General features: G+C 57.9%; 8 protein-coding genes and 1 pseudogene. 5 read left to right on the forward strand and 4 right to left on the reverse strand.

The annotated features are described in order from the left end of the window. Positions 1-87: 87 nt before the first annotated feature. Positions 88-843 carry an alpha/beta fold hydrolase gene (locus AA105894_RS13070; protein ID WP_267312141.1) on the forward strand — a complete coding sequence of 252 codons (756 nt, stop codon included), beginning with the start codon at positions 88-90 and terminating at the stop codon, positions 841-843. Between the two features lie 101 nt (positions 844-944). Continuing rightward, a complete protein-coding gene (locus AA105894_RS13075) occupies positions 945-1,442 on the forward strand; it encodes a MarR family winged helix-turn-helix transcriptional regulator (RefSeq protein ID WP_267312142.1) in 498 nt (165 codons plus the stop codon). On the opposite strand, the gene AA105894_RS13080 is transcribed toward AA105894_RS13075, so the two are convergent. Together AA105894_RS13080 and AA105894_RS13085 are read right to left on the reverse strand one after the other, a co-directional pair. Further along, entirely contained in the window at positions 1,375-3,099 is a 1,725-nt protein-coding gene (locus AA105894_RS13080; protein ID WP_267312143.1) for a GMC family oxidoreductase, read from the reverse strand. The two genes, AA105894_RS13075 and AA105894_RS13080, sit on opposite strands and share 68 nt — an antisense overlap. Before the next feature lie 107 nt (positions 3,100-3,206). Next, positions 3,207-4,694 (reverse strand): annotated as a pseudogene (locus tag AA105894_RS13085) (aldehyde dehydrogenase family protein). Positions 4,695-5,166: 472 nt separating this feature from the next. Here AA105894_RS13085 and AA105894_RS13090 point away from each other — a divergent pair. The 3 genes from AA105894_RS13090 to AA105894_RS13100 all read left to right on the forward strand — a co-directional run bounded on the left by AA105894_RS13090 (position 5,167) and on the right by AA105894_RS13100 (position 10,766). Then, a complete protein-coding gene (locus tag AA105894_RS13090) occupies positions 5,167-7,410 on the forward strand; it encodes a TonB-dependent siderophore receptor (protein ID WP_267312144.1) in 2,244 nt (747 codons plus the stop codon). After that, entirely contained in the window at positions 7,410-8,153 is a 744-nt protein-coding gene (locus AA105894_RS13095; protein WP_267312145.1) for a hypothetical protein, read from the forward strand. Before AA105894_RS13090 ends, AA105894_RS13095 begins: the two co-directional genes overlap by 1 nt. Before the next feature lie 435 nt (positions 8,154-8,588). Beyond that, on the forward strand, positions 8,589-10,766 hold the full coding sequence (locus AA105894_RS13100) for a TonB-dependent receptor (protein ID WP_267312146.1): 2,178 nt from the start codon (positions 8,589-8,591) through the stop codon (positions 10,764-10,766). Here the strand turns inward: AA105894_RS13100 and AA105894_RS13105 are convergent. Beyond that, on the reverse strand, positions 10,756-12,162 hold the full coding sequence (locus AA105894_RS13105; RefSeq protein WP_267312147.1) for a sensor histidine kinase: 1,407 nt from the start codon (positions 12,160-12,162) through the stop codon (positions 10,756-10,758). The genes AA105894_RS13100 and AA105894_RS13105 overlap by 11 nt on opposite strands. After that, positions 12,140-12,862 carry a response regulator transcription factor gene (locus tag AA105894_RS13110; protein ID WP_267312148.1) on the reverse strand — a complete coding sequence of 241 codons (723 nt, stop codon included), beginning with the start codon at positions 12,860-12,862 and terminating at the stop codon, positions 12,140-12,142. The genes AA105894_RS13105 and AA105894_RS13110 overlap by 23 nt, the downstream gene beginning before the upstream one ends. Between the last annotated feature and the right edge of the window lie 139 nt (positions 12,863-13,001).

The raw sequence follows: 13,001 nt of genomic DNA on the forward strand, positions 1-13,001 counted from the left end.
GCGCACCTTTGACCATGTCGGTCGAGGCGGTGCCGGTCTTCACAAACGACACGCCTGATCACAGAGAAACCGGAAAGAGAAAAAGCCATGCCCCCCATCGTTCTCGTCCATGGCTCGTGGCATTGGGCAGGATGCTTCACCAAACTGCAGAACGAGCTTCACGCACGTGGCCATAAAAGCCTTGCTGTGGATAACGCGTCGCATGGAGAAAGCACGATATCCTGGTCTTCCATCGCGACGATGGAAGATTATGCCCGTCCGGTCATGGATCTGCTTCAGGCGCAGGACGAGGCAGTCATCCTTGTCGGGCATTCGATGGGCGGGGCGACCTTGTCCTATCTGGCGGAAATCATGCCAGAGCGTATCGCTGCCCTGGTCTACCTTTCGGGTTTCATGACCGGCGACGGGGTATCGGCCATGGACCAGATCGGCAAATACCATGCCCACGAAGCCTGTGCTCCGCTTTTTGAGGCAACGGCAATCCTGCCTGAGTCAACAGGCATCAAATTGCATCTGGACCGACAGCAATCGATCCGCGACGCATTCTATGGCGACTGTACGGAGGAGGATATCGCCTTTGCCAGTCATCATGTCTGCGAAATCAATACGATCGTCCCCAATCTCTACACTCCCAGGGCCAACCGCGAACTTGAGCGGCATTACATCACGTGCTCGCAGGACCGCGCCATTCCTCTTGCCTCGCAGCAGGACATGATCGCCCGTTTTCCCAGTACCGTCACTCACCGGCTCGAGACGTCGCATTCACCCTATTTTTCGGCAGCCTCTGCACTGGCGGATATTCTTGCTGCCATCACTTCAAGGCCACGCGAATACGCCTCATGACAGGCATTTCCACCCTCTGAATGCATAATAACGCGTCTTTGGAACGACACTTTCCCTACCGCCCTTTTTTGCGATAGAATTAGGGCGGAAGGGCAGTAACAATGAGCAAATCAACAGGTCGACCCGGTGGTTCTGCCAAGTCAGCCAAGCATAAGGTGGCTCTGGTCGAGGACAAGCCGGATGAGTATGTCCTTTCTGAGCAGATCGGCCATTTGTTACGCAGGGCCTATCAGCGCCATACGTCCATTTTTCAGGTGGCAATACCTGATGAAAAGCTGACATCGGTCCAGTTCGCCGTACTCACGACCGTGCGCGATAATCCGAATTCTCCCCTCGTCCATATCGGTCGGCTTACCGCCATCGATCATGCAACGCTTCGCGACATTGTCTCCCGACTCAAAAGGCGGGGTCTTGTCACGATGAAGACAGGAGCGGAGGACAAGCGTCAGCGGATCGTTTCGCTGACCGCTGAGGGGGAAGAGCTGGTGCGGGACATCATACCCGAAGCCAGAAACATCACCGAGCTTACGCTCAAGAATCTCGATGCCTGCGAGCGTGTTGCCGCGCTCGCCATTCTGAAAAAACTCTCACAGGACTGAACAAGGAGAGCGGGGCCGCTGACCCCGCATCCCCTGTCCAGTTCGCCAGGTGCTCGCGATCTTCAAGGAACATCATGGCACCGTTTCGTGCCAGAGCCTGGGTTGGCGCGCTGGTATTGCCGCTGACCGGCTCGGGCATGATCGAGGCATCAATCACGCGCAGGCCTGTCACGCCCCTCACGCGCAGGCGTCCATCCACTACTGAATGCTCGTCATCGCCCATGCGGCATGTTCCGACGGGATGCCACATGGTGTTCACGACCTTCTTTATCCAGGCAGCGATTTCCTCATCCGATTGCTGATCTGCACCGGGTTCCAGTTCCTCCTCGATCACCGCTCTGAAAGCAGGCTGCTGCAGGATGCTCCTTCCCGCCCTGACGGCCTCGACAGCAAGGGCGAGATCGTCTTCATGGCCCATGAAATTCGGGTTAATCAGAGGCATGGCTGCAGGATCCTTGCCAGCAAGCCTGACCCAGCCCCGGCTTTTGGGCTGAAGCAGAACCAGTTCGAGCGTCACTCCAGACCGGGACCCGGTGGGCACGAGGCCATCTTCGGAAATTACCGGCACATGGTAGCACTGCACTGTTGGGCGCCCGGCGAGATCCCTGGGGTCCCAGTGCGAAACGGTTTCGATGCAGTTGCCTGCGGCAGGACCGTCCTTTGTCAGCAGGTAGCGTAAACCGATCCGGGCGGCACCAAGCCCTTTTGATATTTTCTGGTAACCCAGATCGCCTTTGACATAGGCGCGCAGACAGAAAATAGGGTGATCCTGCAGGTTCTCTCCGACTTCTTCAGATGCCACTTTGACCGGAATGTCATTCGAACGCAGCGCATCGGCAGGCCCTATCCCCGAATGCATCAGAATTCTCGGAGATTGAATTGCCCCGGCACTCAGGATCACCTCATCTGCATGAAGCGTGAGCGTGTTGCCCGCTCTCTGCACCTCAACGCCTGAAGCCCTGCTTCCCTCGAAAAGCACCTTCGTGGCGAAGGCATTGGTGATCAGGGTAACCCGCCCAGAGCGGATATGCTCGCGCAGATAGGCATCTACGGCGCTGCATCGACGCCCGTCATGAATATTGACCTGCACAGGCGATACGCCGCGTTGCGACGCGCCATTGTAATCATCGTTGAATGGCAGGCCGTATTCCTGAAAAGCGCGAACGCATAAAGCGTTCAGATCGCTGATCATCGGCGTGAGCCGCGTTTTCAGGGGGCCTTCGGTACCATGGTATGGCCCGCCACGCAGGTCATTCCCTTCCTGCGCCAGGAAATGAGGCAGCATATCGCGATACGACCATGCCGCCTCCTTTCCCGCGACAGCCTGCCATGCGTCATAATCTTCTGGCTGGCCGCGCACATAACACATGGCGTTGACGGAGGTGCCACCCCCGAGGATCTTGCCCGAGCGATAGGCGCGTCGTGCGCCATGGACAGGCACTGTCTCGTATCGCCACATGAATTTGTCGTGCTGAAGAATTTTTGCAAACCCAGCGGGAAGCTTGACCAGCGGATTGCCATCCATGCCACCTGCCTCGATCAGCGCGACACGCAGGGCGCTGTTTTCAGCAATATGCGAGGCGACAACGCATCCTGCAGCCCCTGAGCCGACCACAATGACATCGTAACGCGTCTGGTCCTGAGCAATCTTCTTCATTCTTTCCTCGACAAATCCAGTCCCGCTGAGGCTCTGCAGGTCAATGACCGAGCCAGGGCGGAGACGTCACAGTGCTTTTACGCGAAGAAAACAGAGCAGAATCAGGCTCAGAGTGCCGCGCAGACCGACTTGATCTCGGTGAACATCCGGATGGCCTCGAACCCACCTTCGCGCCCCCAGCCGGATTGCTTCATGCCCCCGAAAGGTAACGATGGATCGAACAGGTTATGGGTATTGATCCAGACATTGCCGGCTTTGAGACGCTTCGCCAGACGATGGGCGAGGCTGAGATCTCAGGTCCAGATACTGGCTGCCAGACCGAACTCTGTTGCGTTGGCTGCTGCACAGACGCTGTCGAGATCGTTGTCGGGATAGCGCATCACCGTCAGGACGGGTCCGAAGATTTCTTCCCTGACGCAGGACATTGCCGGATCGACATCGGCAAGGATCGTGGGCGCCATGAAAAACCCGTCACTGCCGACCCTGTGACCGCCCGTAACGACACGCGCGCCCTGCTGACGCGCCTCCTCTACATAGCCCATGACACGATCAAGCTGGGCCTTTGAAACGAGCGGCCCCAATGACGTTCCCTCGGCAAGCCCATGCCCGATGACCAAAGCCTCTACAGCTGGCACCAAAGCCTCCAGAACCCGGTCATGCAGCGATTCAGGCAGATAAAGACGAGAACCTGCCGTGCATACCTGCCCTTGATGGAAGAAGATGCCGCGTATGATCCCGGTAACCAGTTGGTCAATATCGACGTCTGGCAGGACGATCATCGGTGACTTGCCGCCAAGCTCAAGGGTGACCCTTTTGAAATTGCCTTGTGCTGCCGCGCAGGCAATCAGACGCCCAACCGGGGTCGACCCTGTGAAAGCGATCTTGTCGACATCCGGATGATCCACCAGAGCCGCGCCAGCTTCGGTACCGTAGCCTGTCACGACATTGATGACCCCGTCAGGGATACCGCTTTCCTTGGCAATCTGTGCCAGTCTGAGCGTGCTGAGTGACGTATTCTCGGCAGGTTTGATCACGACCGTGCATCCGGCAGCGAGTGCCGGCGCGAGCTTGTAGGCCAGCAGCACCATAGGGAAATTCCACGGCACGATCAGACCAGCTACGCCAACAGGCTCTCTCACTGTATAGGCAAGAGTATCGACATGACCGACAAGGGGTGCAGACTCACCCGCAATCCGGGTCGTCCAGCCTACCATGTAGTGATATGTATTTGATGTAAGCACCATATCGGCGTGGCGGGCATAAGCCAGAGGCTTGCCAGCATCCACCGCTTCGATCTCGGCCAGTTCGTCCGCACACGCCTCGATCATGGCTGAAAACCGAAACAGCAGACGGGAGCGCTCGACAGGCGATAGACTGCCCCAGGGGCCAATTGCCAGAGCTTCTCGTGCAGCTTTCACCGCCCTGTCGATATCGGCTTCAGTTGCTGCAGCCAAAGTGCTGATAACCTGACCTGTTCCGGGGTCCACCACCTCTATCCGGCTCTGCCCGGATGCTTCGCACTCACTGCCAGCAATCCAGAGTCCGTGTTTTCGCGCGAAAAATGCACTTAACTTATCCGAATATGAAGCCAACATTGGAGACCCTCAAATTGCCCTGAGTCCGTGCATCGCCCATACGGCTTCCACACAGGTTGCGTGCAACGAACCAGCCCAAACATTCCGATTCTGTTCCTATATCGTATCGACCGATCGTTCCGGTCGCAATTAAAATGATGTATGCACGACAATATTGCGCTCAGGGCTATTGCTCCCGATATCGCCGATCGCTCGGTCCCTCGGGACTGGCTGGCCCGAAACCAACGCCTCTCTCACTGGTGCAGTCTGGTAAAATACGACCAGCCCAGCAATAGAACCCGAATTTGCGAACCTATAGATCGGTCATGAGGGTGACTGGTGTAACCCGGCCTTAAACTTTCCCAATCTTGGCACTTATCCGTGTTTTTGCGAATGATTTGCATGTAGTGACGCCGCGAATTGACGCTGCGGCCTTGCCTTCACCCTTCGCACAAGAGGCGTAAAGGCCGCACGGCGTCTCGTGCGGAGTGTCATGAAAAAATACTGTTTCCCCTTGCTCTCTCTGGGCACCATGCCTTTTGCCGTCATGGCAGCGCCCCTGGCATATGAGCCTCCCAAGACCGCAAAAGCCGCGGCCGCGCCGGTCCGCCAGCAGAGCGCCCCGGCCCCGGCACACGCCTCCCCAGTTCCGACACAGCAAAAACCGGATGAGCTGATTACCGTCACAGGGCGTGCGACACCCCCGCCGGAAATTACCGACACACGCTATCTTCCGACGCCCGACGCATCGACCCTGCGCACGACCACATCGGTGCTGAATATTCCTCAGGTGGTCAATATCGTGTCGCAGCAGGTGATCCGCGATCAGGAACCGCGCAATCTCGATGATGCCCTCATCAACGTCAGCGGCATCACCCAGGGCAATACGCTGGCCGGCACGCAGGACACCATCATGAAGCGTGGCTTTGGCGGCAATCGTGACGGCTCGATCATGCATAACGGCATGCCGCTGGTACAGGGTCGCGGTTTCAACGCCGCGGCGAATAGTGTGGAGGTGCTTAAAGGCCCGTCTTCCCTGCTCTACGGCATCATGGATCCGGGCGGGGTGATCAACATCGTCAGCAAGAAGCCGCGTCTTCAGGCCAGGACCATCGCTTCGGTCATGGGCTCGACCTATGGACGAGGCAAGGACGGCTTTGAAGGCATGCTCGACTCAACCGGACCGATCGGCAAGGGCAAGCTGGCCTATCGTCTGGTGCTCGACCGTATTGCCGAAGATTACTGGCGCAATTTCGGTATGCATCAGGAAACACTCATTGCGCCATCGCTGGCATGGCTCGGTAAAAAGACCCAGATTACCGCCTGGTATGAGTTTCGCGATTTTCTTTACCCCTTTGACCGCGGTACTGCGCTTGATCCGCGCACCGGACGCCCGCTTGCCATTCCGGCCACCCGCCGTCTGGACGAAAACTTCAATCGCATGACCGGTCAGAGCCATCTGGGCCAGATATCGCTCGATCATCGCTTCGGCGCCGGTTGGTCGGCCCATGTCAATTTCAGCTATAATCAGGAAACCTATGACGCCAATCAGCTGCGGGTTACAGGCGTCAACGTGACCAAAGGCACGTTGAGCCGCAGCAATGACGCCACCCATGGTGCTTTCAGTTCGGACACCTATGGCACGGCCTATCTCGACGGCCCGATCAGGATCGGCAATTTCAAGCAAACGATCCAGATCGGTATGGATGGCGAATACCGGCTGATTTACCGCAAGGATCTGCTGCGTCAGTCGAGCAAATATACATTCAGCTATCTCAAGCCGGTTTACGGGCTGGAGAACCCGTCATCCACCGTGTCGGCAAGCGACAGCGATCAGACCGATAATCTGCATGATTATTCCGGTTTTCTGCGCGATACATTCAAGCTCGGCGAGCGCTGGGTCGTGGTCGGTGGTGTGCGTTATCTCAGCTATCGTCAGATTGCCGGTCGCGGGCGCCCCTTCAAGGCGAATACCGATATCGGCGACGGCGCCTTTCTTCCTCAGGCAGGGCTGGTTTATCGTGTTGCGCCTGCGTGGTCGCTCTATGCCAGCTATACGCAGTCGCTCAAACCGGCCTCGACCATCGCCCCTCTCTCCAGCGGTCTTGTGCTGGGCTCAGGCTTCCAGCCGGAAAAAGGCCGCTCCTACGAGTTCGGTGCAAAAATGGCGCTGCATGATCGCCTGACTGGCACGCTTGCCTTTTACGACATCCACAAGCGCGATGTGCTCGTTTCGCAATATAACGATGCCACCAAGCAGACCGATTATCGTACGGCCGGCGCCGCACGCTCGCGAGGCATAGAACTCGATCTGGCCGGTCGGGTCACGAAGCGCCTGAGCATGATCGGCAGCTATGCCTATCTCGACGGGGCCACCACCAAGGACCCGCTCTACGCCGGCAAGCAACTCTGGAATGCAGCGCGCCATACCGCCTCTATGGGGCTGGCCTATGATCTCGGCCCGGTCTTTGGCGAAGACAAGCTGCGCTTTGGCGGCGACGCGCATTATGTCGGACGCAGGGCGGGCGACTCAGCCAACAGCTTCTTCCTGCCCGGTTATGTTACCGGCGATCTGTTTGCCACCTATGACAGCGTGATCGCGCGACACGATGTCAATTTCCAGTTCAACATCAAGAACCTCTCGAATGCCGTCTATTATCCGTCTGCCGTGAACAGCTATTTCGTCTCACTTGGCGAAGCACGACGCTTCTCCCTGCGCACCATGGTGGCCTTCTGATGAAGATCTCAGTCGTTTTCCCTCTGGCCTTGGGCATCCTGACAATCGTGACGCCACGGCCTGCCCAGGCAGCAGCCCTGAAAAGCATTGCCTATCTCTGCAAGCTGGAAGGGCCCAATCGCGCGGTCGATGATGCCGCCATCGCCCATATCACCAGCCTTGGTTATAGCGTCCATGCGCTCGGCGAGGCGACCCGACCGGAAGAGGTAAAAGAGGATATGGTCGTTCTTTCCTCAACTGTTTCGGGCAAGAACGTCAGTCCTGCCTGGCGCTTTGCCCCCAAACCGCTTCTGACCTGGGAGAACGACAGTCTCGATGACCTTGCCATGACTGGCAAACGTCATGATGTCGATTTCGGCGAAACGGAGAAAGAACGCTATCTCTGGCTCGTCAACGCCCCTCACCCCATGAGCGGCGGCCTTCCGCCCGGCATTGCGAATGTCTATGCAAAGCAGAACCCGATGAGCTGGGGCAAGCCGGGGCTCGGCGCAACCATTATCGCTACGGTCTATGGACAGCCTGAAAAAGCCGCGATTTTCGGCTACGAAAAAGGGGCAACCATGGATTATGAATCTCTCGCACCGGCGCGACGAACCATGGTCTTTCTCGATAACGCGACTTTCAACGCGCTCTCACCCCAGGGCCTCTGCCTTTTCGACTCTGCCCTTCTCTGGACAGGATACCGGACCGAGCAGGCGGCCTCATGCGTCATCAGTCAGAACAGCGGCGCCAGACATCCCTGATCTCATCCTCACGAAACTGTAGCGTCGCACCACGGCAGAAAGTCGGCACGCTTATCGAACCGTCGCAATACCGAGGGCCATGCCTGTAGCATACAGGCGTGGTATCGGACGATTCCCAAATAAGAAGCCTTCCGGAAACAGGATTCTACTACTGGAAAATGCTCTTCTCTCTCGGCTGCGCAAGATTCTTTACCGCGCAGAGTGCGCAAAAATACTCCTCCTCCTTCATTTCAAATTAAGCTTTCCCAATCTTGGTGCTAATCATTTGCTCGGAAACAGAAAGACACATAGCAATTGCGACGCGTTCTCACCATGTAGGTTGCCATGCTATCCGTTTCCCGCCCGGTATTTTTCGTTACCCGATCCTTCGTCGCGCTTTGTTTGATCACGACGGCGCTTTCACCATCAGTCCATGCCGCGGCCGCATTGGCAGACATGACTTCTCAGCCCGCGAGCAAGCCGAAAAACGGGGGTGCAGCGAAAGCCCAGCAAGGCGCGAAGGCTGCCAATTACGAAGCCGGGAAAGAAAAAGCCGGTCAGGAGCATCTTACCGTCATCGGGAAATCGCATCCCCTCCTCACGGGGCCTTCCCCAAACCGTAAATTCACGGCCTCGCTGCTCGACACACCCCGCTCGGTTTCGGTTGTGACCAAAGAGCAGATGAAGCTGGTCAATGCGACCTCATTCGAAGACGCCATGCGCACCGTGCCAGGGGTCAGTTTTCGTGGCGGCGATGCCTATGCCATTCCAGGCGGCAATTACCCTGTCATTCGCGGCTTTGGCTCATACAGCAACATGTTCATCGATGGGCTGCGCGATAGTGGCGTGAGCCAGCGTGAAGTCTTTGATGTTGAAGAGATGGAGGTGCTCAAGGGACCGGGCTCAGTCTATGGCGGTCGCGGCGGTCTGGGTGGGCAGATCAATATCACCAGCAAGAAGGCCCAGCTTGGCAATCTGACCTCTGGGCAGATCGGCTTCGGCACAGCCGCCTACAAGCGTGGCACGATCGACATCAACCGCCAGATCGGTTCATCAACCGCGTTTCGTCTCAATGCGATGGGTGCCGATGGTGACACGGCGGGACGTGCGCCGATCGGCGGGCATAAATGGGGCGTTTCCCCCTCACTCGCTTTCGGCCTTGGCACGAAGACGCGCCTGACACTTGGCTATTACCATCTCTATTCTTTCGACATGCCGGACTATTCCGCGCCCTATAGCAAGATCACCCATGAGCCGCTGAAAATTCCCCGCAGCACTGTTCTCGGGCTGGAAGATCGCGATTTTGAGCGCAGCACCACCGATCTCGGCCAGATCATCCTCGAACGCGACCTGTTCAAGGACTTCGTGTTCAGGAACACGCTGCAATGGACCAGCACGCAATACGATTATATCGCCACCAACCCGCAATGGCAGAGCACAGCCGTCAACAACCAGACCATCCTTCTCGAAGCCAAATCCGGAAAGTTCCATACGGATAATTTTCAGGAACAGGCGATGGTCTCAGGCACAGTCGACACGGGGCCGATCCATCATGCCATCAATACCGGCATTGAACTCTCGCGCGAACGTCTCACACGCAATGAATATTATGTGGTCGATTCAGGCGGGCATAATCTGCGCAATGGGGGCCCCTGCGCCATCGCCTATAATTGTATCTCAGCCACCAGTCTCGGCAGCTGGAGCGCCCATAACCCCTGGCTCGGCTCCTATACGCTTGGCGAACCGGGCATTGCGCCGCTCAACACGAACGTCACCACCGGCTCGGCCTATGCCTTTGATACGATGAGCATGTTGCGCGACCATCTGCTCATCAATGGCGGCGTGCGTTTCGACCGGTTCATGACCTCTGCGGTTCAGGGCAATGTCGGGCTCAGCAATAACCAGAGCTTCATCAATTATCAGGCGGGCGCGGTCTATAAGCCGATCAAGCCGGTCAGCCTGTATTTTTCCTATGCCACAGCCTCCAATCCCGTCGGGGTGGATGCCGGGGCCGATGGCCAGATCGCGCTCTCGACCGCAAACAACAAACTCGCCCCGCAAAATGGCAAGAATATCGAGGTGGGCGCCAAGGCCGATCTGTTCAACGGGCGCTTTTCCATCACCGGTTCTCTGTTCGACGGCAAGATGACCAATGCACAGGTGTCGGATGGCTATGGCAACCAGATCGATGCTGGAACGCAGCGTGTTCGTGGTGCTGAAATCAACGTTGCGGGCAGCATCACCCCGAAATGGGAGATGTTCGGTGGCTGGACCTATCTAGACAGCACCGTCATCAATGGCGGCCCGACCAGGGCCAATGTCGGCAAGCGCTTTCCCTATACACCGGGCAATTCAATTGCGTTGTGGAGCACTTACAAGATCCTGCCACGCCTCAAGGCAGGTGGCGGCCTGACCTATATGAGCAAGCGCTACACCAATGTGAACAACCAGACCTGGGTGCCTGGCTATGTCCGGCTCGACATGGTGGCCGATTATCAAATCACGCGAACACTCGATCTGCAGGCAAATCTGCAGAACCTGACCAATAAACGCTATTACGACCGTGTGTACGTGAATTACTCACGTATTGCGGCCGGTCGCGCCGTGACCTTCCAGTTGACGCTCAGGATGTAGGCTGCAGCGGCAGACGCACCACGCATCGCAGACCGGGGCCATTATCCTCCAGCGTAATTGCCCCGCCATGCAGTTGCGCCACCGCACGCACAAGACTCAGACCAATCCCGTTGCCAGGCACATGCCGACTGGCATCAAGACGCAGCATTTTTTCGAAGACACGTTCTCGATCTTCTGGTGCAATGCCCGGCCCCGTATCGCTGACCAGAATAACGGCCTCGTCGCCCTCCGGAGCCGCTGAGAGCGTAATGCAGCTTCCAACCGGCGCGTGCAGCATGGCGTTTTCGAGCAGATTGGAGACCATCTGCGTCAGCAACACCCGATTGCCATGAACCCTCATCGGCTGACCGGCCAGGGAATGACGCCAGATCTGGCCGTTCTGCTCGATTGTCGGGCCATAAAGCCCGGCAAGCATGTGCAGGACCTGCGCCAGATCGACCAACTGCCCATCAGGGATCTGTCTGTAAGCCTCGAGCTGCGCTAGTTTGAGCAGTGACGCGAAAATCTCCAGCGCCTCATCGAGGCTGGCACGGGCCAGATCGAGCGCTGCCCCTGCTTCCGGCACCGTTACCGCCGCTTGCGCCACGTCGAGATGGCGTCCCAGATGCGCCAGAGGACGGCGCATGTCATGCGCGATGTCATCCGTCACCTGTCTCACACGCGCTACAAGGGCCTCGTTGCGGTCGAGCATGGCATTGAGACTGGCTGACAGATGATTGAACTCGTCATCCATCTCGGTCAGGGGAAGGCGCCGGGAAAGATCGCCCTGCATGATCTCGCGCGCCGTGTGGCTGATCAGGTCGATCCGTCGCAGCAGCAAGCGGCTCATCGCAAAGCCGCCTGCCACGCCGATGACCAGAAACCCCGTGCCGCACCAGAGCAGCGTCATGAAAAACCCATGGCGCAGGGTCTGAAGCGGTGTGCCCTCCATCCCGACGAAAAGATAGCCGCCATCGTCGAGCAAGGTGCCGTAGCCAAGCACAGGGCGGCGATCGGGGGGCGAGGTGCGATGCGTCCATGAGAGCATGCGCCATCCCGGATGCGGCCGCAGATGGAACATGTTCCCTACAGCCACGCCCTGCTTCGCATCCTGAAGAAGGTAATAGAACCCCGGCTCGCTTTGTACGAAATCACGCATGACCGGCACGAGATGCGGCACATCCTGATGCCTGGCATCGGCCAGCGCCTCGTTACGCTCGTTCATCACGGTCTCTCGCATCTGCCGGTCAAGTTGGCTGATGCCACGCGTGCCCGACCAGATCACCCCGGCGAGACCGCAGACAACCAGGCACCCGGCAAAGGAGGCAATGATACGAAAGGACGAGCTTTTCAGAACCGAAAGCGGCCTGTGCCCCGGCTCGGGCTTGCCGGGTTCAGCCATGCCCGCGCAGGACATAACCCTGCCCCTTCACCGTATGAAGCAATGCGGGCGCCTCACGCCCCAGTCGTTCACGCAGCCGGCTGACATGAGTCTCGACGAGATTGGTATGCACCGGAAAATCAATGCCCCAGACATGCTGCAACAGCATGGCACGGGAGATGACGATCAAGGGATGCCGCATGAAATATTCCAGAAGCCTCAGCTCCTGTGACTGGATGTAGAGCTTCACACCACGACGGAAGACCTCGCGCCTGACCAGATCCAGCTCCAGATCGGCAAAAATGAGCCGCGCCGTGTTGAGCGGCTGCTCGGCACGACGCAGAAGGGTCTCTATGCGGGCTTTGAGTTCGGGAAGGGCGAAAGGCTTGACCAGATAGTCATCGGCCCCGCTGCGCAGGCCCTCGACCCTGTCTCTCACCCCATCCATGGTGGTGAGAAACAGGACCGGACACTCGAGCCCTGACAGCCTGATCTCTTTCAGAATGGACAGACCGTCGACCCCGGGAAGGCGCCGATCGAGCACGATGCAATCCCACCCGCCTTCGAGCGCCAGCGCCTTGCCTCTGAGCCCCTCTTCAGCACACGTCACCTGCAGCCCCCAGCCAGCCATCGCCTCACTGGCATAGATGGCCAGAGCCCTGTCATCCTCGGCAAACAGGACACGCCTTGCAGGAGAGGCACCTTGTAGAGACGATGCGCAGGGGGGCTGAGACAAGGCTTCACTCACTTGATGACAACGCGCTGCCAGTAAAGGACAAAACCAGACAGGGCAGCGAGGCGATCTTACCTCTTCTTCCGGGGTCATACCTAGAAGTCATGGCAAGTTCGAACAAAGAGTTACCTCGCCGTTACGT

The organism is Asaia spathodeae NBRC 105894, assembly GCF_025994195.1.
GTDB classification, from domain to species: Bacteria; Pseudomonadota; Alphaproteobacteria; order Acetobacterales; family Acetobacteraceae; genus Asaia; species Asaia siamensis.

Coding starts and splice junctions, on each gene's coding strand:
- AA105894_RS13070 (WP_267312141.1), top strand. CDS start 88: ATGCCCCCCATCGTTCTCGTCCATGGCTCGTGGCATTGGGCAGGATGC.
- AA105894_RS13075 (WP_267312142.1), top strand. CDS start 945: ATGAGCAAATCAACAGGTCGACCCGGTGGTTCTGCCAAGTCAGCCAAG.
- AA105894_RS13080 (WP_267312143.1), bottom strand. CDS start 3,099: ATGAAGAAGATTGCTCAGGACCAGACGCGTTACGATGTCATTGTGGTC.
- AA105894_RS13090 (WP_267312144.1), top strand. CDS start 5,167: ATGAAAAAATACTGTTTCCCCTTGCTCTCTCTGGGCACCATGCCTTTT.
- AA105894_RS13095 (WP_267312145.1), top strand. CDS start 7,410: ATGAAGATCTCAGTCGTTTTCCCTCTGGCCTTGGGCATCCTGACAATC.
- AA105894_RS13100 (WP_267312146.1), top strand. CDS start 8,589: ATGACTTCTCAGCCCGCGAGCAAGCCGAAAAACGGGGGTGCAGCGAAA.
- AA105894_RS13105 (WP_267312147.1), bottom strand. CDS start 12,162: ATGTCCTGCGCGGGCATGGCTGAACCCGGCAAGCCCGAGCCGGGGCAC.